Origin of the sequence: Natrinema sp. 1APR25-10V2 (genome assembly GCF_031626495.1) — an archaeon.
Lineage (GTDB): Archaea > Halobacteriota > Halobacteria > Halobacteriales > Natrialbaceae > Natrinema.
On record NZ_JAMQOJ010000006.1, the window covers coordinates 228,187 to 253,713 of the forward strand.

Sequence of the window (25,527 nt, forward strand, 5' to 3'; positions counted from 1 at the left end):
GCCGCAATATACGCACCTGTAGTTGTCGCTCAGTACAGGTGAAACAGTTATCGTAGCTACCGTCATTCGTTCGCCTCAGATTCGACTGAATCTGGTGTTCAGTATCCAGCTGTAATGAACGGCCAATTCTGTTAAATTGAGGGCAGAGATTAGAACAATGTGCCTCTTTATCTGACTGGGGGCCCTGACTATAGAGGCGGCTACCGGACCTTTGGCCCAACCACAATCCGGTAGTCCGCACCCTTTCAGTATCCTTACCGCGATCAGTCCCTATACCGCGTGATCGGACGGATTTGAATATTTCGTAAGTGTTTGCTGACCGAGCCTTCCCCTTATCCGGCTGGGTTCCGTGGATGAATCTGTGGGAGTGTAAGTCGGGGTTGGGACGGCGATACAGCTCCCACACTGATTTCGGAATAGCATTTCGTTCAGTGCTGCCTCTGCAAAGAGTATTGCTGTATATATTTCCGGCTCGTCTGAGAATGAATAGAGTGTTCAGTCCGCAAATCTACGGAACGGTTGGTTCAGTAGGGCGGGCATGAAACAAACGATATCGTCGTGCTGAACTCATCCTCTGGGCCTTGTTTACACGCGGTGCAGATCGTCCTCTACGGCTGTTATCCAAACAACAAACCGAGTCGAGAGACGCTCACGAACTGGTTCTGTTTACTCGTCGTAACTACTAACTGGTTCCTTCGGGAGCGTCTAAACAAGGCTCATCCTCTGTATTCAGCACGTCAACGACGCCGACTGCCGGTACCAGTTCGGAGGGACAATAACGGGGCTCTGTTGAAACCCTCAATCGCTTATAATTTATCGAACCTGTGCTGAATACACAGCGCAAGTGCGACACAGATCGGCGCGCACTTGGAGAACAGTTCCGTTGCTCAGTACCGATAAGAGAGTAAACGATACACCCCTGTCTGTGGGCCACTTGGCTAAAACGGTTGTTTGAGCCTACAGGTCATTTATTGGATTCTCCGACTACTGTCTCATATGGAACGACGTACGGTCGTCAAGGTGCTCGGTGCAGTCGGTACTCTTGGAGTCGGCGCAGTCGGTGCGAATGCCCTCGCAGCGCCATCGACGATCGAAGGGACGGTCGAAGCCAAGTCGATTACGGGCCGGGGTGGTGACGAGAGCCACACCGTATTAGCACACGAAGGAACGCTCAACGTCGACGATGTCGAGTACCGAGACGACTTCTCCGACTGGCGGGACGTAACAGTCGACGACGCTCTTGCCCGCCAGTTTGAAACTGACTACGAGGAAGTCTACTACAATCTTCATGTCTCCCACGATACACCGAACAGGAAGCAGAACGTGGCAGCAGGTGAGTCGCTGGCTTATCGGACCGACCGCACGCTGTTCAATAGCGTGCAAATCGGCGATGCAGTGCATTTCAAGGCGACTGGTGCAGACGTACCGCGCATAGATTCTCTCGAGTGAGCGCGTAAGACTACACGGCTGCTCAACGCTATAGAGTCGTGCCACCAACGCCGACAGCGAGGATCGAACTATCCGTTCAGTTAATATACGAACAGAGCGCAAAGCAACTCCAGCAGTATCAGCAACAACAGGACCAACGACCGGCGATGCCGGGCATGTATCAGTAATCCAGAGATCCACTCGTGGATTCTCACTCGACTGGAATTACCGACGATCCTAATTTCGCCTCGCTCCAAGTAAAACAGATAATGGCGTTAGTTACAGAGAGGATCCGAACCCAGGTTAATTCGAAACCGATCATCGTTCAAGAGGTGGCGATGTGACGGATACTATTCTCGTCCCACTCGATGGCTCGCCGCTGTCACGAAGAGCGCTTCGTCATGCACTCGAAGAATTCCCGGATGCGTCGATCACCGTGCTTCACGTGGTTGATCTCTTCGAGCCCGGCTACGGTGCCTATCCTGACTTCGAAACCACGTACGAACCCTTGATTGGATCCGAAGAGTGGTACAAGCGGGCTGAAGAAGTTTCAGAGCAACTCTTCGAAGAGGCTCGAGAACTCGCTGATGAGTACGACCGCGAGGTCTCCACTACGTCCGATATCGGTGATCCAAAGCGGATCATCGTGGATTACGCCGACGAGGAGGAGGTCGACCACATCGTTCTCGGAGCGCACGGACGTACGGAGGAAGAACGACCCGTATTCGGGAGCGTCGCGGAGATCGTATCACGGCGGGCAACGGTTCCTGTGACGCTCATCCGATGAGAGAACCTGTGCTCGAGTGAATTTCCATATGGGAGACGTCGTCAGTCTCGGGAGCATCAACGTGGACAAAATACATCACGTGTCCGATGCCGAAATCACCGATCTCAGAGACCAGTATGGCTGGTTTCCAGACCGCGGCCAGACTGTCCAGATCCGTGACCTCCCGACGGATTTCGTAGCCGATCCCGGTAGTATTCGTCAGGGAGGGAAAGGTGCGAACCAGGCAGTGGCTGCGGCGAAGGCCGGAGCAGAGACGGAAATGCTCGGCAAGGTAGGCCCCGATGGCAGGGAATTCGGGGTCCGCAGTCGTCTCACGGAAGTCGGAGTCGGTGTCACTCGGATCGGAACTGCGTCGGAACCAACTGGAACGGCCCACGTGTTCGTTGGGCAGAAGGGCGACAACCGGATTATCGTCCGGCCAGGGGCCAATAGTGCTATCGATAGCGCCTACATCCGAGAGCAGTACGACACGATCCGCTCGGCCGAGTGTCTCCTCCTGCAAAATGAGATTCCGATTGAGCCGGTCGTGGCACTACTTTCGGAGTTGGCTGCCGACGAGGACCGACCGACTGTTGTCCTCGACCCCGCGCCTGCAGATGGAATCGAAGAACTCCTTGGTTGCGATGCGGTCGACTACCTCACCCCGAACGAAAACGAGTATCGGGCGCTACAGTCCTCTCTTGGAGCGTTCGATGGAGTCCTCGTTCGCAAACGAGGTGCCGACGATGTCATCGTCGAAGCGGAGCGACGGTTCACTGTAACGCCACCGACGGTCAAAGCGATCGATACGACCGGTGCCGGCGATGTCCTGAACGGTTTCCTGGCGGCCCAACTCGCAGCCGGGGCGTCTTTGCAGGAAGCTATCGAAATTGGAACGATCGCCGGGTCACTCTCCACGCGCGAGACGGGTGCTCGACGAGGTATCCCGACGCTCGAGGATGTTCGAACGTATCGAGCTTCCGAGGATGTCACCAGGTGAATAGGATGTCTGTTTGTACGTTAGCGGCGTCTAGTAGGCAGTCGCCGTCGAAGGCTGTTCTCTCCATTACGGACGTAGAGTGTGGTGTTTTCCTTCGATCGCGACTCGATAGTACGTTCCGAAAATCGGCGCGCCACCTCCAGTAAATGACCCCTCTTCCCGAACCAGATGTGTCCAACGAAACGGTCGTAGAGACGTATAACCGGTTGGCGGCACTGTACGACTGGTTCATCACACCGTTGCAAGCGGGCACACGGCAGCGGGCTTTGGACTTGCTCGCTATCGAACGTGGGGAACACGTCGTGGAGGTCGGATGTGGACCTGGGCATGCACTAGTCGCGCTCGCCGATCGAGTCGGTCCAGACGAGGACATCGTCGGGCTCGATGCCGCAGCGAATATGGCGGGTCGGGCCCGCCGGCGGGCAGTTCGGGAGGGAGTAAATCATCAAATCGAGATCTGTCTCGGGGACGCTCGGTCGCTCCCGTTTCGAGAGAATGTAGCCGATGTCGCGTTTATCGAGGACACGTTGGAACTGTTTGCGGAAGACGAGATGACGACAGTTGTCGGGGAACTCAAGCGCATCCTCCGGCCGGACGGTCGGCTCTGCGTCGTGACGATGGAACGGGCTGGCGCTGAAGATGACCTGTTCGTGCGAGCGTACGACTGGCTATTCGAACGGGTCCCGGGCTATGAACGGTTCGGCTGCCGACCGATTTACGCCTCTCGAACGCTCGAAGAAGCGGGATTCGAGGTGGAGCGACGAGAGCGTCTCCATCGGGCGTGGGTGTGGCCAGTCGAGATTCTGATTGCTCGACCTATGTGACATCCGTTATTACAGAGGTTCAGGAATCCGATATCGTAAGTCGATCACGTCACTATTAGAGCCCCCAGAATACGGCAATCCCGAGAGTCGTTACGACGGCCAAGATCACCTGAAGCGGCCCGCCGATCCGAGCGTAGTCACTGAACTCGTACCCACCTGGACCATAGACGAAGAGGTTGGTCTGGTACCCGACCGGCGACATAAACGCCGTGCTGGCAGCGAACGTGACCGCGAGGACGAACGCGAACGCGTTCGCGTTCAACCGGGCGGCCGCGTCGACGGCGACGGGGATGAGCAACACGACACTGGCCTGGTTACTGATGAGGTTCGTCATCGCCACGGTCAACAGGTAGAACAGCCCGAGGACGGCGATCGCAGGCAAGAAGTCGGCCGTCGAAACGACGAGCGTGCCGAGCAGATCGGCACCGCCGGTCTCCGACAGCGCCTTGCCGAGCGGGATGACGCCGGCCAGCAAAAAGATCACGTCCCACTGGATGGCCTCGTAGGCCTCCGCTGGCTTGATGATCACGGTCACGATCATCGCCATGACACCGCCAAGTGCTGCGACCATGACCGGCAGGATGCCGAGTGCCGCCACTCCGACGACCGAGAGCACGACGCCGACTGCGATCGGGAGTTTCGACGATCTGAACTGCTGGACGGCGAGTTCGCCAGCCACGATCACGTTCGGATCGTCTGCGAGTCGGTCGACGGTGTCCGGTTCGGACTCGATGAGGAGCAGGTCGCCCGGCCGGATTCGATACTCTGTAAGGCGTTCGTAGGCGGTCTCACCGCCACGGCGGATGGCCAGAACAGCCGTCTGATACTGGTCTTGAAACCGTGACGACTCGACCGTTTCGCCGACGAGATCGGAGCCGGCGGTGACGACGATTTCGACGAGCGTTTGGCCGGGGCCGAGCGCGTCGAGACCACCTGAGGGCGTGACCTCCGGAACGAACTCGATCCCCTCTACCTCGTGGAGCGTCCGTAACGCGTCTTCCGTGAGCCGGATCGTGAAGGTGTCCCCCTCCCGAATCGTCATCGACAGTCTCGGCTCTCGATGATAGTCGCCATCACGAATAAGTTGGGTGACGTTCGCTTCGAATTCGACCTCTTCGAGCGCTTCCCGGATCGTCGAGCCGGCGAACGGTGATTCTTCGCCTACGATCACCTCGGTGAGAACTCCTCCTTCTGTGTCGTTTCGAGCTCACTGCGGGGCGTCACGTGAAACGGAGCAAGCCAGTATCCGATCGTGAGGAGGTACACGTCGCTGGCCAGAAGGTTCGTGGACGTGCCGATGAGCGTGAGCATCCCACCAGCCATCGACGCGTAGGAAAGCGGAATGAGCAACTTTGACGGCGATGTCCCGTTCTCGTGAGCAAGATCGCTCACCATCGGCAGCAAGACGGCGACGGCAGCGGTGTTGTTGATGATTCCCGAGAGCGGACCGACGAGCCCGATCGTTGCGCCGAGTTGCTTGTGTTCGCTCTCGCCCGTGTAGGAGGCGACTGTCTTTTCGAGACGCTGAATCGCACCCGTCCGGCGGACGCCTTCGCTCAGGATCATCATCGCGAGAATCGTGATCGTTGCGGGGTTCGAGAAGCCGGCGACGCCCTCTCGCGGCGAAACGCCCGTCCACGGACCGAGTATCATAAGCGTGACCATGATCCCCATCGCTGTCACGTCGACCGGGACGGGTTCGGTGACGAACAAAACGAGAGCGGCGAGGATGACCAGGAAGACGAGGAACGTCCCGACGGTCACTGCAGGCATCGATATTTACTAATGATCATGACAGGAGTTGTATGTACTGGTCGATGATTACTATCGAGCGAGAATAGCTGTGGGGGTATTTCGACGTCGTCCGCGATAGAGCAGACGACGGACCAGCGACACTCCTTACTATGACGTACACGCTCGAAATCAGCGACGAACTCAAAGACCGACTGGACGACCACCTCGAGGAGGGCGAATCGTACGAGGAGTTCATCACGGAGTTAGTTTCCATCTACGAGACGGAGGGGGAATTCCTCCAGGAAGGCTATTCGGAGTGAGTCACCGTTCGAGGTGAACAGCAACGACGATCAGCTCGAGGAGAACGCCAGCCAGCGACTCGGTGCAGCCGAAGAGACCGACCAGAAAAGCTCATGACACTTCAGGACCGCACGTCGTGGACCGAACCGGGTGACATCGACGCCGCCGTCGCAGACGTCCGCTCTCGGACACAGCGGCTGGAACAGCCCGACGACCTTGATCGCCTCGTCGAGCGCTTCGGGGATCGAACGTACGTATTGCTCGGAGAGGCCTCCCACGGAACGTCGGAGTACTACCGTTGGCGCTCGCGATTGACGGCCCGACTCGTCCAGGAGAAAGACTTCTCCTTCGTCGCCGTCGAGGGCGACTGGACGGACTGTTACGAGGTCAATCGGTACGTCAAGAGCCTTCCAGAGTCTCACGAGACGGTCCGCGACGCGCTCGAGGCGTTCGAACGGTGGCCGACGTGGCTGTGGGCGAACTGGGAGGCCCTCGAGTTTCTCGACTGGCTGGAGGTTCACAACCAGACCATAGCCGAAGGGGAACGGGTCGGGTTCTACGGACTGGACGTGTACAGTCTCTTCGAGTCCCTCGAAGCGGTCGTAGACTATCTCGAGGACGTCGATCCGGACGCGGCAGCCGAGGTTAGGGCTACCTATCGGTGTTTCGAACCGTACGGTGACGACGCCCAAGAGTACGCACGAGCGCTCCGGATGGTCCCCGAAACCTGTGAGGACGAGGTGGTGGAGACGTTGGCTCGGCTTCGCGAGCAGGTCGCAGCGTACGATCACGGCCGCGACGACTACTTCAACGCCGAACAGAACGCGCTCGTCGCGAAAAACGCCGAGCAGTACTATCGCGAGATGGTTCGGGGCGATGTCGACTCCTGGAACATCCGTGACCGACACATGGTCGAGACACTGAAGCGCTTGCAGGAGCATCATGGATCGGATGCAAAGGGTATCGTCTGGGCACACAACACCCACGTCGGCGACGCCAGAGCGACCGACATGGAGGCGCGAGGGCGGCTCAACGTCGGACAGCTCGTTCGCGAGCACGAGGCCAGGTCCGACGTAGCACTGGTCGGTATGGGTTCACACCGAGGCAGTGTGATCGCCGCGAACTCGTGGGGCGCTCGGCTGGAAGAGATGACCGTCCCACCTGCACAGGAAGGGAGCTATGAACACGTCTTTCATTTGGCAGGAGAGGAGGATCAATTGCTGGTCACCGAGGATCTTCCCAGCGATTCGGCGCTGGCTCGACCTCGTGGGAACCGTGCCATCGGCGTGGTCTACCACCCGTCCCGCGAAGCCGGGAATTACGTGCCGACGGACCTACTCGATCGGTATGACGCGTTCATCCATCTCGACGAAACCCGCGCCCTTCACCCGCTCGAACTCCATGCGGATCGGGACCTCGTGCCCGATCTTTATCCCTGGGGATTCTGACTGGAAAGCGTTCCAAAGGAGAACCGCAATTCTTCCGATATACTAGCTTCCTGTACAGGAGCGACGTTCAATTCGATACTCCTTACCGCAGTCAAAGACGTAGAGGCCGCGAGCGTAATGACACGGCTCGACCGTCCTGCGGCCACAAGCGTGTTTCAACAGTAGACACGGCCCAGTACTGGGTTACGGCTGCTACGTAGTAGCCTTGATCCCGACGAAGGAGCCCTCCCCATATCCTTCCTGGATCGGTTCGGGCTCGTCGATCTCGCCCGGCCAGTGGTAGATGGTCTGCACGAATTCGAACTCCGAGAACCCCGCAGATTCCAGCGCTTGAACGAGTTCATCGGTCGAGACGAACACGGCCTCCCGATAGAACGGGTTCTCCGACTTCTTCTCCTGGTAGATCTGACCGACGGGACTGTTCTTGTCGATGTAGCCGATGACGAGCGATCCGTCCGGACGTAGAATCCGCCGGGCCTCAGCCAGGGTCTGGGGGATGTCGTCTACGAAACAGATCGTCGTCACGATCAGCGCGGTGTCGAACGTCTCGTCTCTGAAGGGCAGGGACTCGGCGACGCCCTCGACGACGTCTATCCCTCGCTCGCGAGCGCGAGCCAGCATCTCTTCGGCGGGATCGAGTCCGACTCGCATCTCGAGCGGGGCAGCGAACCGGGCGCTGCCCACGCCGATTTCGACCCCGAATCCCGGCTGCGGAACCAACCGCTCGAGTGCTTCGACTTCGGACTGGTAGGCGTCTTCGTGGGTGTCAAACCAGTCCTCGTATCGCTCGGTATGTTGTTCGAAGGGGTCGGACTTCGGCATGGTATTCGTTCGCGGGGTGTCCCCTTACGAGTAGTGGAAATCGCTCGACGCGTTCCGAGCGCGTCCGGCCTATTGTCCGTCGTTCCGAGAAGAACGGACTGCTGAATACAGAGAATGACGCAGCACAGTCGCGTGAGTTGGATTCACGACGTTCGGCACTAAATGGCTAGATTGCGAGTAGAACGAGTCCGCTTAGCACAACGATGCTCAGCACGATGGTGACGAGTCGTCCGAGGTGATAGGTTCCCAAGAGCCACGCCAAGGCAGCTTTGACGATGGTGTTTGCAATGGCTGCGATGATGATCCCCGTTGTCGCAACCTGCATGGAAATCGTACCGTCAGCCGCAAGTTTACTCAACGTAACCGTCATCGCATCTACATCCGCTAGACCAGAGAGGAACGCCGTGGCGTACACGCCAGAGGTACCGAACCACTCGTGTGCGGATTCAGAGATGAGAAGCACAACTGCGAAGATCGCGCCGAAGAGGAGTGCTGGCCGAAGCCGAAACGGATTTTTCAACTCGTCGGGTTCGACGGTATCAGCGGACCGAGTCCGCCAGTACAGCGCTCCAGCAGCAACTATCCCAACAACGGTCATGACTCCCAATGGGATAGCTGCATGTGGGAGCAGTTCCGGGTTGACGACCGCAACCTCGATGAGCGCTCGCGGGAACATCACGATAGACGCCGTGACGACCGCAAACGCGCAGACGTGATACAGCGACTCGTTCTGCACCGTCTTCTCCGCCATCGACACGGTCGTCGCCGTCGAGGAAACGAACCCACCGATGATTCCGGTGACCGCGATGCTCTGTTCCGGACCGAGAAATTGCGCGAGTACGTACGCCACGAACCCGAGCCCGGTGACGAACACGACCATCAACCATATGAAACGCGGATTGAGCCCGTAGAGGACGTCCAGTGAGCGGTCCGGTAGCGCCGGCAGCACAACGAGGACGACGAGGATGAATTTCACCGACGCCAGGCGTTCAGCGTCTTCGATCTGGTTGGCGAAGTCGTGGATCGGACCTTTGACCGAGAGCAGCACCGTAGTGATACCGCCGACGATGATTGCTACAACTGCGCCGGTATCGGAATGCATCGCCGTTGCACCCAGTATCGCGGTGAGAAGGGCAGCCATCAGCGTCGTCAGACCGATATCCTGCTCGTACCAGACTTTCCCCGCATACGCGACAGTGAGTGGGATAACGAGCACACCGATGGCAAGCGAAAGGGTTCTCGGGAAGAATGCCGCGACCAGCGCCCCATAGAGCGCAAACAGTGGAAAGGTACGGCTCCCGGCGAACGTCCCCCCTGACTCGCTTTGTTCTCGTTCTAACCCAATAAGAGCCCCAAGTCCGACACCGACGAAGAGATGTGAGAGAACTTCGACGAGTGGATCGGTTGCGGGATCGACCATCGCTCAGAGATTTGTGTAGCTCCACCGTCAAACTACTGGACTGAAGAAATCGAGATAAACACCTGTTGGTATTCTCTGATATGCTACTCACGATAAGACACATGCACGTCGAATAGAGTTAAATAGCCGAATGACCACCATTTCTCTATATTTGCTTGGTGGCGTTCACTCACTCTACGATGGATGATCAGGTCGTACAGAGAAGGTCACCATCCGCTGTACGAATGCGGTGCTATCTATCCTGCGTTTCGACTTCCAGATGGGACACTGCCGCGAGCCAGCAACAGATAATCTTGCCGGTGTGGAAGCAATTCATGTGTTGATCTAACGGCTCAGCACTGAGCAGTAGATCATCTGCTTTGGTTCTTCCGTCACGGTGTCTGTCAGAGTCTTCCCAATCGAACCACAATCGCAAGACCGCACTGTCCGCCTAACTCCATGGGGCGAACACCTATCTGTAGGATTGCCACATGCCCACACGATCTGCCCCGGGAAGGATGTGGCCCGACCCCGTGACGACCATTCTCGCTCGGGGCAGATCACCGACGAACCGCACCGGCACACGATCGCCACCGCATGTGCCAGCACCGACCCTGGGACAATCCAACACACGGTATTGTTCGCACTCGCGGCAGGGGCCGACGCGTTCCCACTCTGCGCGTCGGTCCCCTTTTGCGTGCAACTATGAAAAGCAAAGCAGCCGTCTCGAACGCTCCTACACGGTTCCTCGAGGAGTTCCGACGAGCACTCGAGAAGTGCCCTGCGTGGTCACCGACGTGAAGCGGTACCCCCACGATCTGCCGCGAGTTCGATCGCCCGTTTGGCCGCCTGTCTGACGTATTCGCTTCTATCAGTGGGCCCAGGAAGGATCTCATGCATGGTGACCCAACAGGAAGCGAGTTGCTCCGTGTAGGGTGGCCTTCCTACTCGCTCAGGTCCTGAAATTGAAATCAGCTAAAGACGGATGTACCGAGATGGATGTGTCGGCGGATTACCGTTGCTCGTCGTCCTGTTTTTGATGGTCCTCCTCTCGGACCTGTTCGCTCGACGTTGACGAATGGAAAAGTCGGTCATAGACGGTAGACGTGAGGATGTTGAGAAGAAGGAACGCGACGAAGGCAACGCCGATCCATCCCCACTCGTGAATAGCGAGCGGAACAACGCGGAAGAAGTCGTGTACTGGTGTATACAGAACTGTCAGGTGGAGGAGAAACGAGAATCCGATGGCGGCCAACAACCACACATTGGATCCGAGGGTCAGACCGTATCGGGAACGAATGACGTAGATCCGGATCAGTTCCCCGACGACGATGAACGTAAACAGGAGCGTCTGTGCACGGATAAGCGAGTCGGTGGCCTCGAGGCACTCGTGGACTTGCCATGCCACGGCTCTGTGCGGTCGTTTCGAGAGCTACCCGTCATACTGTCAACCTCGCCGCCGCTGGGCACTCGATTGCGTGTATCCCCCGCGCTTCGAGCGGCTGAGCCTCCTCCTGGTGATCGCCGGTTCCCGGCGACGGGCCGACGAATACGGGACAGCTATCAGTCCGCAGCCAAGCCGATATCCCGGGTTCTATCCTCGGCTGTCGTCGCTTCACGCCATCTGCCAACGCGACTTCGATGCTCTGTGTATCGCCGTGTGACCAGTCCGCGTTGTCTTCGGGTTCGAACGTGAACGGGTCGACGGGATTACGCGTCACTCGTTATCCTCCTATTGAGCGTAACCAGGCCGTCATCTTTGAATGGTTGGACAATTGATAGGGTGTGTGGCAACCGCTGCTCGCGTTCTCCCACAGTCGACCAGACAGTGAGCATCCATATAAACGAAGACGGCAGTTTCCACGGCTTGAAACCTACTATCGGATCGCATGGAGGCGAATACCGCTAAACACGAGATCCCAGACCGTGTGCGTCACTCACCATTCTCGACAGGCTCTCGAACCGTCAGAACGGGAATCGTCGATGTCCGAACTAGCGATTCCGTGACGCTTCCGAGCATGTATCGATCGAAGCCAGTTCGGCCGTGTGTCCCGGCGACGACGAGATTGACGTCGTGGTCCTTAACGTACGAGTGAATCGCTTTGGGAATCGAGGGGGCGTGTTCGATTGTCTTCGAAACTGGCTCGACGCCAGCGTTCGCCGCGAATTCCGCTGCTTCGTCGAGCAACTCGGTCGCCCTTTCCTCTAACGTCGACTGCTGGATGTCACTCCGAACGTCGACACCGAGGCTCGTGAGAGCAATGACGGAGAGGAGGTGAAGCGTCGCCTCCTCGGCGTTCACGACGTCTACACCCACTGCAAGCGCTTGATTCGCACAGTCACTTCCATCAGTTGGGACGAGGACGTCCTCGTATGGGTACTGGAGTCCGCCGGCTGCATCCGGTTGTATCGTGAGGACTGGTACGTCCGATCGTCGGACTACCCGCTCGGTGGTACTCCCGAGGAGCAAGCGCTCGAGGCCTTGACGACCGTGAGTGGGCATAGCGACGAGATCGACACCATGTGCTTCAGCGTAGTCGATGATGATTTTGTATGGGTCTCCTTGGCGAACGTCTGTGACAGTGCTTACGCCTCGTTGCTCGGCACGGTCGGCTGTCTCTCGAACGAGTTGCTCGCCTTCCTGTTCGAGGGCATCGACAACTTCCCCTCGAATTCGTGTCACGCTATCTCGTGTTGTATCCGCCACGTTGAGGATATGAACTGTCGAATCGTGTTCGGTCGCGATATCGAGAACGTGCTCAAATACGTCCGTCGTCTCATCGCTCTCGTCGACCGGGAAGAGAAGGGTATCGAACATACGTAGACTTCGGGACGGGAACACAAAACAGGAGGGTACGATTACGGAGAGATGAGGTGAATCCTACGGGAGTTGTTTCCGTGGGTCGACACAGAATACCGTCGGTAGTCTTTGCAGCTACGTTCTTTGGCGGTTGGGATAATCGACGATTGGGTCCTCAATATCTCCCACGACTGCCGCTAAGAGGTCTGCTACTGTTACCATTCCGATACCCTTCCCGTCTTTTCAGTCAATGCTACATTCGCGCCCTGTATCTTGCAGACTCCACGACGAACTACCGAAGAGCTGTCAGGAGGGCCGTGCGAGAGACAGAGCGTAAGCTCGGCACGGCTCTGCTGGATGGGTCACTTCTCACAGGCTCAATCTAATAGCTCACCGGCATTACTCTCCTCACTATACAAGAGCGGTCAAACATCTCAGCGAATAACCGTTACTGAGGCAGGGGAGCGGAAGAAGACGGTTTCGGCCACTCGACCGACCAACGATCGATCTTCCTCTGCTCGTCCGTGCACCCCCATCACGATATGATCGACAGTGTTCTCTCTGGCGTATTCGGGAACGAGACGCTGTGGGTCACCGATTTCCGAGTCCGTGTCGATCTCTCGATCATACTCAGTAGCGATCTCTTCTGCTTCCGAGCGCAAGTGATCTGCTGCCTCTCGTTCTATTTCGTCCCACTTCCCGGACCCTCTGAGTAGCTCGGGGACGGATGTATCGTCTATGTCGTATCCCGGCTCGTAGATGTTCACTACGTGGAAAGCAATAATTTCAGCGTCCGGGAACTTTTCGAGAGCGTGTCGAAGCGCCTGGTGTGATAACGGTGATCCGTCAATCGGAACGAGGACTGTCTCTCCCATACTAATAAGATACTTCCGCTACCGTTTATCGACTCCGCCGTATCTCATCTGGGTGCCGTAGTCGAACCCCTCAACACGTGATCGGAACTGCATCCTGAAGGGGGGAACGGAATCAGCACAACGAGGATGCTACTTCGTCCACCTGATTTCATACTCGAGTTCGTACCGTTGGTCTCCGGTTGAGGGGGCGTTAGACAGTCAAGAGTAACTTTTTCCTTATGTCTCGAGTCCCGGTGCTCGCAAACTCACGAGCAGAAGATGGAGGATCGGTGTTTGGCAGAAACTCAGGCGCTCTCTGCACCCCGAAGGGTTGGGACGGGAACGGCGACCGTCGAACCACTTTTTACCGATACGGCCAGACCGTACCCGCTTTACGAAACTGCACGTTGTGGACTGGGTGTCAACTCCGCTACCGGAGCCGGCATACGACTATCTAAAGGAGTTACTGAGTTTCATCGCCGAGTCGAAAGTCACCACTCCGCTCATGCAAGAGAGCGCGAAGCGGTACCGGACATGGTTTTCATATTTCACCCAAGGGTATTCGGTACCGTGACACAAAGTAACACTCATGGGAAACACATCCAAGTCTCGACCGATACTGGTCGCGGTTGGTAACCCTGACCACGCAGAGCAATTGGTCCGGACGGCTGGCGATCTCGCCCGGGTGACCGATGGCCTCGTACAGATCGTGTCCGTGATCGCCAAACCCCACGACTCACCGTTTTCCCTGTATACTGATGACACGATTATTGAGCAGTATTCGGGAACCAGCCGGGAAATGCTCAACAAAGCAGCTAACGTTGCCCCTGACGATGTCACGGTAACAAGTGAACTAATCGTCGGCCGATCAGTTGCTGATGGCGTGCTCACAGCAGTTGGACAGACCAATGCGCTCGCGCTCGTTGTAGGTTGGCAAGAGCGGAAACGCCGAACAGATGCTGTCCTTGGTAGTACTATCGATCGGCTTATCGAGCGTACACCGTGTGACCTCTACGTCGAACGAATTGGTCAGGAGGCCAACAGTGTCGATTCGATTCTCTTGCCAGTGGCTGGCGGTCCTCACGTCCGTCCGGCAGCATCCGTAGCGAAGGCGATTGCTGTTCGCAATGACGCCGCCGTACATGTTTTTTCAGTTGCCGCTACTGATACGGCCACCGAGACAGCACGCGAGCACATTGCAGATGCGAAAATGAAACTCGAAGAAGCGCCCGGCCCTCCTATTCAGATGGAGTCAGTGATTCACGATGGTGACGATATAACCGAGGGAATTGTCGAGGCGGCTATTGACCATGATGTGATCGTTTTCGGAGCTACACGTCAAGGAGCCTTGCACCGCCGTCTCGTTGGTTCGGTTCCTCGCTCAGTAGTACATCAGACTGACCGAACAGTACTTCTTGCTCGTTCTGGTGATACTATTGATACCTCTGCGAAACGACTCTTGCCTTGGGTCTGATACAGACAGATATCGCATACCTCGGTCTTCAGGCGCGAGAGGTGGTCAATCCCTTGACCTCGAGTTTCCGTGCAGTGAGGAAGATGTCTGTCACGTCCTCGACGGACGCCGATCGGGGCAGGTTCACCGTCTTGCTCACCGCGTTGTCGACGTGTTCTTGGAATGCTGTCTGGATGCGAAAGTGGCCGTCCGCGGGCACGTCGTGAGCCGTGTGAAACAGCGGCTTCACGTCGTCGGGAATCGCTTCGACGTTCTGAATCGTGGTCCGGTCGCGGAGGTCGGCCATAAGTTCCTCGGAGTAGAACCCGTGCTCTTTCGCGAGACCGACGAACCGGTCGTTGACAATGCGCTCCAGCAACTCCCTGACGCGTACAGTCCGCTTTTCGAGCTAGTCGAGCGGACAGAGGACTCAGAGGCGTGACTCCGCGATGCGGCGCTCGATGGGTGCATCCCCGTCGGCTCCGCCGCGACGGTTCGGCACGGCTGCTTAGTCCGTTTCACCGTCGGTCGAATCCTCGTCTGTCGACTCGGAACCGGCCCGACTCGTCGCATCGGGTTGTGGACCGCCGCCAGTCTGTGCCTCCTCGGCGTCTCCCCACCCGCCGGCGTCGACCACTTCGAATAGTTTCCGCCAGTTTTCGTCGTCTTCGCTCTCAGGTAACTCGTTGCGGAGTTGCTGGAAGTCGGACGGGGGTACTACGGTTTCGACGAGATCGACGATGACCCTGGCATGGTACGCTGCATCCGACGGATCGCCGCCTTCGATCTCGCAGACGCGGTCGACGAACTCGTGCCAGTCGAACCGCTGGCCGTGTTCCTGAATGGCACCGGTGAGATACCACTTGATCTCCAGCGGGAGCGACCCAGCGAGATCCTCGGCGTTTTCCTCCGAGAGCCGCTGGCCGAGCGTCATGAGCGTCGCCCGGATCGCCCGTACCGTTCGGCCGGTGTCCGGGAACTCGAGTCGATGCTGAACCGTTCCAGCAAACTTGTCAAAGTCCATACCTTACGTTTGCGAACCAGCTACGTCAATCTAGGTGGTGCCCACCGCCAGATTCGGCGGCTTCGCTCCCGTCTAGCGTCGCCGAATTGATCGGGGATCGATGACGCTCCGACGTGCGCGTTGCGATCAGCAGGTTCGAGCGGACCCTCGAGACGGCGCTCGAGTCGGCCGAGACGACAGTTTGTGATGTCGTGGCTAATCGCCTTGTGGTGGAAACCGGCGCGGTAACGGGTGCCGTCGATGGCCTCTCGCTCACGGGCCAGAAAGGAAGACTGCTCGGGGGATCTGCCTCGCCGAGGCACCTCGAGCAGTCGATCACGGTCGGCAATGTGCCACCGATCTTTCGATACTCCGTGCTGCCGGGACTGCAGTCGGATCCGATCCGACATCGCTTTCGGCAGCACTTCGACGTACGTAGCGACGGGGCCGGCCGACGACGTATCGTTCGTACTGAGCGGATACTGTATTTCATCACAATCGTTCAGTCTCGTTGGGGCTATACCCCTGTTATATGCTATTGCCCCTCGTTTCGTGAACTGATGAGGGGAGGTCGTCGATTTACGGACCGAACAGACGCGGGAGAACGACTCGCAACGGCGCTCCGCGAGCGGGAGATCGACGCGGACATCGTGCTCGCCATCCCGCGTGGCGGCTTGCCGCTCGGGCGAGCGGTCGCCGACGCGCTCGACGTGCCGCTCGATATCGTCGTCGCGAAGAAGATCGGCGCCCCAGGCAACCCGGAGTACGCTATCGGCGCCGTCGCGAGCGACGGGAGCGTCTGGCGGAATGAGCGGGCGTTTCGCGCCACGGACAGCGATGACGAATACTTCGAGGAAGAACGCGAGGTGGAAGCGGAGAACGCGCGTGAAAAGGCCGACCGTTACCGTGGTGAGCGATCGGAACCCGACCTGACCGACAAGACCGTGGTCGTCGTCGACGACGGCGTCGCGACGGGGTCGACCGTCAGAGCGTGTCTTAAGCGACTCCAGGGAACGGACGCCGAGCGCATCGTGCTCGCAGTGCCGGTCGGCCCGCCGGACACGATCGACGAACTGGCGACCGAAGCCGACGAGGTCGTCAGCCTCGAGACGCCGACTGGCTTCAGAGGCGTCGGGCAGTTCTACGAGAACTTCGCGCAAGTGTCCGACGAGGAGGCGATGACGTATCTGGAGGCGTGACCGATGCCCACCGAGGTCCGTCTCGGTTCGGATACCAAAACTGACCATCGGCTACGTAGCCCCGAGAACGAACAGGCGTCACGAGCAACACCGGTTCGTCGCATCGCAATCCGAGCAACCACGAAACTGAACGGAAACCCGATACCACAATGAATATCGCTGATATCGTTTCGGAGGAATACGTCGAATTTGCCCCGGAGACAACGGTCTCGAAGGTCGTCGGAAAATTCACAAATTCCGACATAGAGGGCGTCGTGATACGGAACGACGAGTTCGAAGGGGTCGTCACTAGGAGACAACTCGCGACATCGCACCGGCAACCAGACGAAAAGCTCGGGTCGCTGGTCTGGCACGTCCCTCGACTCACACCCGACGAGGACATTCGCAAGGTCGCACAGCTGATGATCGATAGCGACTCGCAACTCCTTCCAGTATTCGAGGGTCGGGAGCTGATCGGGGTCGTCACTGCGGATGCAATTCTCCGGAAAGTCAAGCCGTTCCTCGACGCCGCGACCGTCGCCGAGGCCTATTCGAGCGACCTCGTCTCACTCGATCCGGCGTCGACCCTCGGTGAGGCGCTCAACGTCTTTCGGGAGCATCACATCACACACCTCCCGGTCGTCGAGGAGAACACGGCGGTCGGTATCTGCAGCCTCTACGACGTTACCGATCTGACTGTCCGAGCAGAAGTCCAGAGCCAAGGCGGTGATGCGGACGGGACCGATCCGTTCGGCGGCGATATCTCTGCTAGCGCCGGTCGCTCGAGAGGCGGCGGCTTCGGCGCTCGGGAAGGCGAGTCCGCGCGTGTTCTGGACCTGCCCGTCCGTGACGTCATGGCCTCGCCGGTGCGCACGATTCAACCGGGAGACACGCTCGAAACGGCCGTCGAGGAGATGTTCGATGTCAGTGGCTCATCGTTGGTGGTTATCTCGGACGGACAGCCCGACGGGATCGTCACGAAAACCGACGTCCTCGACTCGCTTACGTGGGAGGCAGGCGGTAGTCGAGGCGTACAGGTCTACGGGACCGATCTGATAGACGACGCGACCTACGACGAGATCGTGGCGATGATCGAGAAGTTCGACGACAGGGATCACGATATGAACGTTCTCGACGCGAAGATCCACCTCCACGAGCACGACGAGACACGCCGCGGGCGACCGCTCTTGCTCGCCCGTATCCGACTCCACACCGATCGGGGGCTGTACATCGCCTCTGGCGAAGGGTACGGCGCGAGTCACGCACTCAACGAGGCCCGCGAGGTCTTAGAGCGGCAGATCCGCGACCAGAAGACCCACGGCCGGAGCAAGAAGCCGCCGACCGAGGAGTTCTGGGAGAAGCGGTTCGGATGGTTGCTCGAGGAGTGATCGGGTCTCACTCTACGAGGCGTAGGCGCGGGGAAGGCGGCGTCAGCGCACGACAGTGACCGGAACGGTCGCCCGTTCGACCAGCGACTTCGCGACGCTGCCGAGCATCAGCCCCGCGCGCTCCGATCGGCCGCGGTGACCGACGAAGATCGCGTCGAACCCCTCGGCCTCGGCATAGTCGGTGATCTCCCTGATCGGATTGCCGTATAGAAGTTCGACCTCGATGTCGTAACCGAGTTCGTCGGCGAGCGCGGACGCGTCGTCGAGCAGGTCCTGGCCCCGCTGTTCGGCGTCTTCGACGCTCTCGAGAATCAGTCGCCGATTTGCGTCCGAGAACGACGAGATCGGTTCGCTGCCGCCTACGTCGTACGCGGTCGGATCGACCACGTGGACCGCCGTGATCGATCCGTTCATCGCGTCCGTGATGTCGGCGGCGTGAGCGAGGGCGGCCTCCGACTCCTCAGAACCGTCGATTGCCACGAGGGACTTCATGATCGTGCGTTCGTTCCCGAGCGAGTTAAATCGGGACGGTGTTTCAGTGGTGTCGGAACGCCCGCTCGTGTCAGGCCCAGGGTGGAACGTCTCGATAGCTACGTCCACCAGCCCGGTATCTACTGCGGGACAGCGATGTCGAAAAACGTCACTATCGGTGTGAGTCGTCGCCAACGGCGACGCGAAACCATCCCATCAAGTGACGGATAGGCGGCGATACTAAGACACCAAGGGTCGGAGTCGGAGCTATGTCCGGATCAAACCTCGTGTCCATTCCGATCGACGATGTCGAACTCGAGGGCGAACTCGCCGTCCCTGAGGGAGCGAGCGGACTCGTGGTCTTCGCACACGGGAGCGGCAGTAGCCGGAAGAGCCCGCGCAACAACTACGTCGCCGACGTGCTTCGCGATCGGGGGCTGGGAACGCTGCTGTTCGACCTGCTCACCGAGGCCGAGGACCGCGATCGCGAGAACCGGTTCGACATTCCGCTATTGACCGACAGGCTCGTCGCGGTGACGACGTGGTTGCGTGACCGCCCGCAGACCGCGGCTCTCCGGTACGGCTACTTCGGCTCGAGCACCGGCGCGGCGTCGGCACTGCGAGCAGCTGCCCGCGACGCGACCGACGTCGACGCCATCGTCTCCCGCGGCGGCCGCGTCGACCTCGCCGAGGCGGCTTTCGCCGATGTCACGGCCCCCACGCTGCTTATCGTCGGCGGCGACGATACGCAGGTGCTCCGGCTCAACCGCGAGGCCGCCGACGCGCTCGCCTGTGAGGCGGAGATTCACGTCGTCGAGGGTGCAGGCCACCTCTTCGAAGGCCCCGGCGAACTCGAAGAAGTCGCCGAGGTGGCGGCCGACTGGTTCGAGGACGAACTCGCGTAGGCACGGTAGTGACGCTCTCGAGGACATCGACACTGACGAAGGGAGGACCGAATAGAAGCGGCTACTCGGCCGTTTCTCGAGCGGTCACGTGTCAGCCTCGAGTATCGATCTCGTTCGACCTGCGGTATCCTCCAGCAACGCGACGTCGTCGGTGAAGACTTCGATCGCAACGCTATCGTCGAATCCGGCGAGGTGATCCGTGACGACGCTATAGTCGATTTCGCCGGCGCCGAGCGGGAGGTGGGTGTCGCCACGGCTCCGAGCGTCGTGGATGTGGAGGTGGGAGACGAGGTCGCCGTATCCTGAGAGGAACCGTTCAACGCCATCGTCGCCATCTTCCATGAACGCGTGCCCGACGTCGAAACAGACGGCCGTTCCTGTTTCGCGTGCGAGGTCGCCCAACACCGAAAGCGGTAGCCCGCGCTTCTGGTGGCCGACGTTCTCGACGACGAGTTCCACGCCAACGTCGGAGGCAGCCGTTCCAATCGCGGCGAGTTGCTCGGCGAAGAGGGGACGGAGATCCGTGTCGTGTGGATTTCGGGCCGTTCCGTGAAGCACGGCCTTCTTCGCGTCTACGGAGCCGGCCCACGCGAGCAGCCGGGCCAGATAGTCGACGATCGCGTCGTTGATTTCAGGTACTGGCGTCACCACGTCCTGCTTGAACGGCAAGTGGACGCAGAGGTCGGCATCTACAGCGGCTAGAATCGTCTCGAGTCGGTCCGCGTCGATCTCGGTCGGATCGCTCCCTTCGCCGATCGATAGCTCCGCCAGGTCGAATCCCTCGATCGTTCGTTCCGCTCGCTCGAGCGAATCGCCAACAGTGAGGCCAATGTCCATACGCATGTGTCACCATCCATTGATATAGGTACGACGGCTCAGTAGGCCACGACACGACCGATAAGTTCGTACCCGTATCTGCGTCTTCGGGGATTTGAGGAGACTGGGTACCCATCCCCGACATCAAAATGCCACGGGACGTAGGAGAGAGTATGCGAACCAGATCCCCCGACTCTCCGTGGACGCCGGTCGCTTTTTCCACTATCGTTCTCCTCCTCGCGTCAATCGTGCCCTCCCCGCTCCAACGGCATCCGGAGTGGAAATGGGTAGGCCCGGATAAGCTCCTGCATCTCGTAGGACATGCGAGCTATGCGGTGATACTCGCAGACGCATTCAGGGCTAGTCGATACACTAACCGAGAAGCAACCATCCTTGCGATATGCATCTCGACCATCCTCAGTCTCGTGGCTGGTCGACTCCAGAAACGGATTCCTGGGCGAGCATTCGAACCCGCAGATGTCGTTGCTGGCCTGATCGGCTCGATCCTTGCCGCATCGGGGTGGTACATCGTCAACGATACGCGAACTAAAAACTCTCATCGTATGTGATATAGACGGAAGATACCCGCTACCAAATGACGGCGGCCCTGTTCGGGATATATGCGGGCAGGATCGACCAGATCCCTATGACGACGATCCACCGACGTCCGGTACCACAGTAGCAGGGATGACGGAACCATCCATCTTCAGCGTAGGTGTCTTGGCAGTCACTCCTCGCCCGTGACCTCATACTTGCTCGGATCATAGGGACGCTCGTGTCTACTGGAACAGTGAGTAACGGGGAACGATGGTTTGGGGTTGTGTGCAGTGCGCTTTTACTGCTCGTGGGTTCGGCTCTTCCACTTCCGCCCCGATACAATCCGAGTTTCGGACTATACGGCCCAGATAAGTTCCTTCATCTACTGGGTCACGCAGGCCTCGCAGCAGCGCTCGTAGCTGCACTCGAGGACGACGAACCACCTCTTCGCGTCGCCGTTATGGCAGTCGCGTTGTCGACTATCTACGGGATAAGCACCGAAGTGCTTCAGGAGGAGATTCCCGGTAGGGAGTTCGAACAAGGTGATGTTATTGCGGGCTTCGTCGGAGGGATCCTCGGAGTTATCTCGTGGCATCGCTTCGCGCCCACGAGCCGAACCCGTTCCTAGTCTCGGTCACGACAGAATCCGCACTCGCCCTCTATATTCAGCAATCCGTTCTACTCAGAATCACGTGCAATCGCATTCCTCGTTTGAAACAGCGAGGGTTCGTTCCGAGTCGTGAGCGCACTTGGTGACGATTTTCGTCTGGCAGTGACGATTAGCACGGTCTCTTTTATTTTGGCCGTCATTCCGAACCCCGGAGCAACAATGCGGCTCGAAGGGAAAACCGCGATAGTTGCCGGCGGATCATCGAGTATCGGCAAGGCGATCGCCGCCGCGTACGTCGACGAAGGTGCAGAGGTGGTCATCGCAAATCGGACCGGATCCGAGGGAGAGGCTGTCGCGGACGAACTCTGCTGTGAGTTCGTCCAGACCGACGTCAGCGAGTACTACCAGATCGAGGCGCTGGTCGAAGCGACCGTCGACGAGTTCGGAACACTCGACGTGCTGGTCAACAACGCCGGTATCGCGAGCGAGACGTCCGTCGAGGAGTGCGGGGAAGCGACGCTGCCGCCTCGGAAAGTGTGTCCCGACCAATCGCGAGGGGCCGGTCGGCTGCACGCTTTCGGGGGACCCGTTCATCGTCTGAGCGTCGACCGCGAGGAACTGGCGGTCCTGATATGAGCCGGCCACCGGCCCGGTGCGCCGAACAGGTATGGGACCGACCGACCGGAGTTGGATTCCCGGGGTGGTTCCAGGTGAGTAGGAACGACAATGCCCGCTGAAATGTCTGGGAACCGATGGAGGACCATATGTCAGAGCTGAATGCGGTGCTGCTCGCGCTCGCTCACCCACTCCGACGGGAAGTGGTGGACCACCTCCGGGAGCGTGACGACGAGACGGTCACCGTGGCGCAGCTCGCGGAACACCTCGACGACACACAGGAGGGCGATAGTCCGGCCACGTCAGCCCTCCACCACCGACACCTGCCGAAACTACAGGCGGGCGGATTCCTCGAGTACGATATCAGGAGCGAAACGATCCGGCGACAGCAGCCCACACCACGGTTCGACAGCCTAACAACCTGCGTGTTCGAGGCTCGCGATCGGGGGCGGGACCTAACCGGCGGCTGCGGTGACACGTCGCAGAGAGAATAGCGCCTGCGCCGCGGTTCGCTACGACGCAGGATGGGACCTCGTTGCGTCGGACCGAATCGTGTGACTGGACCGGCGCGAACCACTCACTTTGCCTCGACCAGCCGGTGCGCCTCGTCGATCCAGTTCTGGGCGAGGGGCTCACTTGTTTCGGCGACGTCGGCAACGCGGGCCGGATCGGTAACGGCGAGCTTCGAGACCGACTCGATACCGCCCGTCCGGAGCCGCTCGGCGTAGGTCGGTCCGATCCCCTCTAGATCCTCGAGGTCGTACGACGCGGCGATGTCGACCTGCTCGACGGCCTCCTCGATTTCTGAGCGGATCGCCTCGCCCACGGTCTCGACGACGGTTGTCTGGACCTCGCCGTCGCTGACGACCTCCACGGCGATGCCCTCTCCCCCGATGTCAATGCCAATTTCGACGCCCAGCGCGCCCTCCAGGAACTGCTCGATAGCGGTCACGTCTAGGCGCACGGTCTCGCTGGCGATCACACCGTCCTCATCTGCGACGGTGATCTCGAGTTCGTCGGCGCTGCCAATCGTGACGTCGGTCTCGACGTCGACGCCGAGTGCCCCCTCAACGCCATCGCCGATGACGTCGGCCAGCACTGGCTCGGACGTCTGTTCGAGGAACCACTCGGCGACCTCCGGCCAGACATCGCGATGGGCGCTGTTCGACATTGCGAGCCCGACATGGCCGGTCGGGTACTCGATAGTCGTCACATCGTCGCTGCTGACCACGTCGTTGAACGGCGTGCTCGCCGCCGTCGGTACGAGGTTGTCGTACTTGCCGATAATCTGCAACAGAGGCATGTCGATGTTCCTGACGTCGACGTGCTCGCCGCCGACTGTCAGCTCGTTCTCGTACAAGGCGTTATCCTGGTAGATTTCCTCTAAAAACTCCGCGTAGACCGCGCCGGCCACGTCGACGCCCTCGTCGAGCCAACGTTCCATCCGGGCGAAGTTCTCGACGAAGTCCTCGTTTTCCAGGCGGTCGAATAGGTGGACGTACTTCGAGACGGAGTTCGCCACGGGGTCCATCAGCGTAAAGCCGGCGTCCAGAAACTCGTTCGGAACGTTCCTGTACGTCTCTGTCACGTCCCGCGGGTCGTAGTACTCCTCGTTGCCCCACAGCTCGAGGACGCCACCGGTGTCCTCGAAGTACAGGCCGGTGGCCATCAGCGCTAGAGCGTTGACCTTCTCGCGGTGTAGCGCCGTGTACATAGCCGCCAGCGTCCCGCCCATGCAGTACCCGAGGACGTTGATTCGCTCTTGGCCGGAACGCTCGCGGACGACGTCGACGCAGTTGTCGATATACCGGTTGACATAGTCGTCGAGGCCGAGCGAGGCATCGAGGAGGGAGGGCTCACCCCAATCGACGAGGTAGACATCGTGGCCGGCTTCCAGCAGGCGACGCACCACCGACCGGTCAGGCTGCAGGTCCAGAATGAACGGCTTGTTGATTAGGGCATAGACGATCAGAATCGGTATGTCGTGTTGCTCGGCAGTCAGCGGCTCGTACCGGCGGAGGGCGAGCTTGTTCTCCCTGTAGACCACGTCGCTGGCCGTCTGTCCGACCTCGACGGACGCGGCGTCCTCGATACGGTCGTCGAGGACGCTCGCCCGACGGACCGTATCGGCTGCTGACTCGGCCGCCGTTCTCTGGGCTGACAGGTACAACTCGAGCGGGGTTCGAATACGTTTAGATTCGTCAGTTTTCATGTGCGGTGTAGCTCTACAAGTTGGTCGGTAGTTCGGTCGTCAACGACGCGGATCTCCCGATTGCTACCGGCACGGACGGCCCGGCCGACGCCGCCGAGGTGCTTCGTATGGTCGCTATGCGTGCCGAGGACGATGACGTCGGCGTCGATCTCATCAGCGTACGCGAGGATGCGTTCCGGCGGCACGCCGTAGCTCACCTTGCACTCACATTCAATGTCAGCATCGGCCGCCAGGAGTGCCGCGTCCGCCAGGTGCTCGCGGCACTGATCTTCGGACTCGACCGTCACGAGTTCCTCGGTGCTGAGTCCGGTCGCCTCGCGGACGCGTCGGTCGACGACGGCAAGCACGTGCAGCGCTGCACCGTGCTCAGCCGCGAGCCGGACCGCTTCCTCGACGGCCGCCCGGGCGTACTCGCTCCCGTCGGTCGTGGCCAGTATCGTCTCGTACATGAGCGGCCAGTCGCTTTCCAACGGCAAAAGGGTAGACGGTGGCTTTCGGCGTATAGGAATCGTGGGCCCGCAGCAGTCCATAACAGCGGTACGGTCCTGAACAGGTCGAGTACTGAAACCGGACACAACGACTGGGCCACTCGGTGAGCCTTGGACCTCTACACGTGACGAGGCCGCTCTGCCAACTAGTGCTGGTTCGGCAGACATTCGCAGGTAGACTGCTATTTTCCGGCCGTATCAATTGTCTCACTGATGTCACAGCGGCACGAACACCGAGCACCGCGTCTTTCCGTACTCCCATTACAGACATATTATTGTAATCGTTACAGTCATGATAGTGAGACTACTAGCTCGGTGCATCCAGTAACATGTTGACCGCGTGCAGTGGATAATCCGTGTATTCTCCGTGCTGCGAGCGGCATACCGACGGATTCAGACCGACAAGTCGGACATGATAGGCAACCAGTCTGTATCAATCGGTCGTCGGTACGTCCGTCGCTGAAGGAATCGTGATC

25 protein-coding genes and 1 pseudogene are annotated in these 25,527 nt (G+C 59.2%); 13 read left to right on the forward strand and 13 right to left on the reverse strand.

The annotated features are described in order from the left end of the window. Positions 1 to 996: 996 nt before the first annotated feature. The 4 genes from NDO75_RS19460 (at position 997) to NDO75_RS19475 (ending at position 4,018) form a co-directional block, all read left to right on the forward strand. Positions 997 to 1,449, forward strand: coding sequence for a hypothetical protein (locus tag NDO75_RS19460; protein ID WP_310908273.1), 453 nt, complete (start codon positions 997 to 999; stop codon positions 1,447 to 1,449). A gap of 319 nt (positions 1,450 to 1,768) precedes the next feature. Further along, the gene (locus NDO75_RS19465; RefSeq protein WP_310908274.1) at positions 1,769 to 2,215 is read left to right on the forward strand and encodes a universal stress protein; all 447 of its coding nucleotides are present in this window, start codon (positions 1,769 to 1,771) and stop codon (positions 2,213 to 2,215) included. A gap of 28 nt (positions 2,216 to 2,243) precedes the next feature. Next, positions 2,244 to 3,194, forward strand: a complete 951-nt coding sequence (locus NDO75_RS19470; RefSeq protein WP_310908275.1) for a PfkB family carbohydrate kinase — start codon at positions 2,244 to 2,246, stop codon at positions 3,192 to 3,194. A 146-nt stretch (positions 3,195 to 3,340) separates the two neighbouring features. Next, the gene (locus NDO75_RS19475; RefSeq protein WP_310908276.1) at positions 3,341 to 4,018 is read left to right on the forward strand and encodes a methyltransferase domain-containing protein; all 678 of its coding nucleotides are present in this window, start codon (positions 3,341 to 3,343) and stop codon (positions 4,016 to 4,018) included. 55 nt (positions 4,019 to 4,073) lie between these two features. Here the strand turns inward: NDO75_RS19475 and NDO75_RS27790 are convergent. Continuing rightward, a pseudogene (locus tag NDO75_RS27790) lies at positions 4,074 to 5,791 on the reverse strand (SLC13 family permease). A 131-nt stretch (positions 5,792 to 5,922) separates the two neighbouring features. On the opposite strand from NDO75_RS27790, the gene NDO75_RS19490 reads away from it, so the two are divergent. Both NDO75_RS19490 and NDO75_RS19495 read left to right on the forward strand, forming a co-directional pair. Beyond that, the gene (locus NDO75_RS19490; protein WP_310908279.1) at positions 5,923 to 6,072 is read left to right on the forward strand and encodes a hypothetical protein; all 150 of its coding nucleotides are present in this window, start codon (positions 5,923 to 5,925) and stop codon (positions 6,070 to 6,072) included. A 93-nt stretch (positions 6,073 to 6,165) separates the two neighbouring features. Then, positions 6,166 to 7,500, forward strand: coding sequence for an erythromycin esterase family protein (locus tag NDO75_RS19495; protein ID WP_310908280.1), 1,335 nt, complete (start codon positions 6,166 to 6,168; stop codon positions 7,498 to 7,500). 192 nt (positions 7,501 to 7,692) lie between these two features. On the opposite strand, the gene NDO75_RS19500 is transcribed toward NDO75_RS19495, so the two are convergent. From NDO75_RS19500 to NDO75_RS19525, 6 genes are all read right to left on the reverse strand, one after another. Continuing rightward, positions 7,693 to 8,322 (reverse strand): class I SAM-dependent methyltransferase, encoded by a 630-nt coding sequence (locus tag NDO75_RS19500; protein ID WP_310908281.1) that lies wholly within the window; start codon positions 8,320 to 8,322, stop codon positions 7,693 to 7,695. Between the two features lie 166 nt (positions 8,323 to 8,488). Continuing rightward, on the reverse strand, positions 8,489 to 9,742 hold the full coding sequence (locus tag NDO75_RS19505; protein ID WP_310908282.1) for an MgtC/SapB family protein: 1,254 nt from the start codon (positions 9,740 to 9,742) through the stop codon (positions 8,489 to 8,491). A 991-nt stretch (positions 9,743 to 10,733) separates the two neighbouring features. Beyond that, on the reverse strand, positions 10,734 to 11,129 hold the full coding sequence (locus NDO75_RS19510) for a cation-translocating P-type ATPase C-terminal domain-containing protein (RefSeq protein ID WP_310908283.1): 396 nt from the start codon (positions 11,127 to 11,129) through the stop codon (positions 10,734 to 10,736). A 31-nt stretch (positions 11,130 to 11,160) separates the two neighbouring features. Next, positions 11,161 to 11,442 carry a hypothetical protein gene (locus NDO75_RS19515; RefSeq protein WP_310908284.1) on the reverse strand — a complete coding sequence of 94 codons (282 nt, stop codon included), beginning with the start codon at positions 11,440 to 11,442 and terminating at the stop codon, positions 11,161 to 11,163. Positions 11,443 to 11,654: 212 nt separating this feature from the next. Beyond that, the gene (locus tag NDO75_RS19520) at positions 11,655 to 12,539 is read right to left on the reverse strand and encodes a universal stress protein (RefSeq protein WP_310908285.1); all 885 of its coding nucleotides are present in this window, start codon (positions 12,537 to 12,539) and stop codon (positions 11,655 to 11,657) included. 416 nt (positions 12,540 to 12,955) lie between these two features. Further along, complete coding sequence (locus NDO75_RS19525; RefSeq protein ID WP_310908286.1) at positions 12,956 to 13,396, reverse strand: universal stress protein; 441 nt, start codon at positions 13,394 to 13,396, stop codon at positions 12,956 to 12,958. Positions 13,397 to 13,964: 568 nt separating this feature from the next. On the opposite strand from NDO75_RS19525, the gene NDO75_RS19530 reads away from it, so the two are divergent. Further along, complete coding sequence (locus NDO75_RS19530; protein ID WP_310908287.1) at positions 13,965 to 14,849, forward strand: universal stress protein; 885 nt, start codon at positions 13,965 to 13,967, stop codon at positions 14,847 to 14,849. Positions 14,850 to 14,877: 28 nt separating this feature from the next. Here the strand turns inward: NDO75_RS19530 and NDO75_RS19535 are convergent, their stop codons facing one another. Beyond that, complete coding sequence (locus tag NDO75_RS19535; RefSeq protein ID WP_310908288.1) at positions 14,878 to 15,207, reverse strand: hypothetical protein; 330 nt, start codon at positions 15,205 to 15,207, stop codon at positions 14,878 to 14,880. Between the two features lie 129 nt (positions 15,208 to 15,336). Next, positions 15,337 to 15,852, reverse strand: coding sequence for a DUF2267 domain-containing protein (locus tag NDO75_RS19540; protein WP_310908289.1), 516 nt, complete (start codon positions 15,850 to 15,852; stop codon positions 15,337 to 15,339). 539 nt (positions 15,853 to 16,391) lie between these two features. Between NDO75_RS19540 and NDO75_RS19545 the strand changes: the two genes are divergently transcribed. Both NDO75_RS19545 and NDO75_RS19550 read left to right on the forward strand, forming a co-directional pair. Then, positions 16,392 to 17,030 (forward strand): phosphoribosyltransferase family protein, encoded by a 639-nt coding sequence (locus NDO75_RS19545; RefSeq protein ID WP_310908290.1) that lies wholly within the window; start codon positions 16,392 to 16,394, stop codon positions 17,028 to 17,030. 149 nt (positions 17,031 to 17,179) lie between these two features. Beyond that, positions 17,180 to 18,397 (forward strand): CBS domain-containing protein, encoded by a 1,218-nt coding sequence (locus NDO75_RS19550; RefSeq protein ID WP_310908291.1) that lies wholly within the window; start codon positions 17,180 to 17,182, stop codon positions 18,395 to 18,397. A 42-nt stretch (positions 18,398 to 18,439) separates the two neighbouring features. Here the strand turns inward: NDO75_RS19550 and NDO75_RS19555 are convergent, their stop codons facing one another. Further along, complete coding sequence (locus NDO75_RS19555) at positions 18,440 to 18,889, reverse strand: universal stress protein (protein ID WP_310908292.1); 450 nt, start codon at positions 18,887 to 18,889, stop codon at positions 18,440 to 18,442. Positions 18,890 to 19,137: 248 nt separating this feature from the next. Between NDO75_RS19555 and NDO75_RS19560 the strand changes: the two genes are divergently transcribed. Continuing rightward, the gene (locus tag NDO75_RS19560; RefSeq protein ID WP_310908293.1) at positions 19,138 to 19,773 is read left to right on the forward strand and encodes a dienelactone hydrolase family protein; all 636 of its coding nucleotides are present in this window, start codon (positions 19,138 to 19,140) and stop codon (positions 19,771 to 19,773) included. Between the two features lie 84 nt (positions 19,774 to 19,857). On the opposite strand, the gene NDO75_RS19565 is transcribed toward NDO75_RS19560, so the two are convergent. Then, positions 19,858 to 20,610, reverse strand: coding sequence for a sugar phosphate isomerase/epimerase (locus NDO75_RS19565; protein ID WP_310908294.1), 753 nt, complete (start codon positions 20,608 to 20,610; stop codon positions 19,858 to 19,860). Between the two features lie 823 nt (positions 20,611 to 21,433). On the opposite strand from NDO75_RS19565, the gene NDO75_RS27795 reads away from it, so the two are divergent. The 3 genes from NDO75_RS27795 to NDO75_RS19575 all read left to right on the forward strand — a co-directional run bounded on the left by NDO75_RS27795 (position 21,434) and on the right by NDO75_RS19575 (position 22,845). Beyond that, the gene (locus tag NDO75_RS27795) at positions 21,434 to 21,754 is read left to right on the forward strand and encodes a VanZ family protein (RefSeq protein ID WP_345784915.1); all 321 of its coding nucleotides are present in this window, start codon (positions 21,434 to 21,436) and stop codon (positions 21,752 to 21,754) included. Positions 21,755 to 21,955: 201 nt separating this feature from the next. Continuing rightward, positions 21,956 to 22,372 (forward strand): SDR family NAD(P)-dependent oxidoreductase, encoded by a 417-nt coding sequence (locus NDO75_RS19570; RefSeq protein WP_310908295.1) that lies wholly within the window; start codon positions 21,956 to 21,958, stop codon positions 22,370 to 22,372. A gap of 128 nt (positions 22,373 to 22,500) precedes the next feature. Then, positions 22,501 to 22,845: a helix-turn-helix domain-containing protein gene (locus NDO75_RS19575; protein WP_310908296.1), complete on the forward strand. Its 345-nt coding sequence runs from the start codon at positions 22,501 to 22,503 to the stop codon at positions 22,843 to 22,845. 83 nt (positions 22,846 to 22,928) lie between these two features. Here the strand turns inward: NDO75_RS19575 and phaC are convergent, their stop codons facing one another. Together phaC and NDO75_RS19585 are read right to left on the reverse strand one after the other, a co-directional pair. Further along, positions 22,929 to 24,563 (reverse strand): class III poly(R)-hydroxyalkanoic acid synthase subunit PhaC, encoded by a 1,635-nt coding sequence (gene phaC, locus NDO75_RS19580; RefSeq protein WP_310908297.1) that lies wholly within the window; start codon positions 24,561 to 24,563, stop codon positions 22,929 to 22,931. Further along, the gene (locus tag NDO75_RS19585; RefSeq protein WP_310908298.1) at positions 24,560 to 25,012 is read right to left on the reverse strand and encodes a universal stress protein; all 453 of its coding nucleotides are present in this window, start codon (positions 25,010 to 25,012) and stop codon (positions 24,560 to 24,562) included. The genes phaC and NDO75_RS19585 overlap by 4 nt, the downstream gene beginning before the upstream one ends. Positions 25,013 to 25,527: the final 515 nt, after the last annotated feature.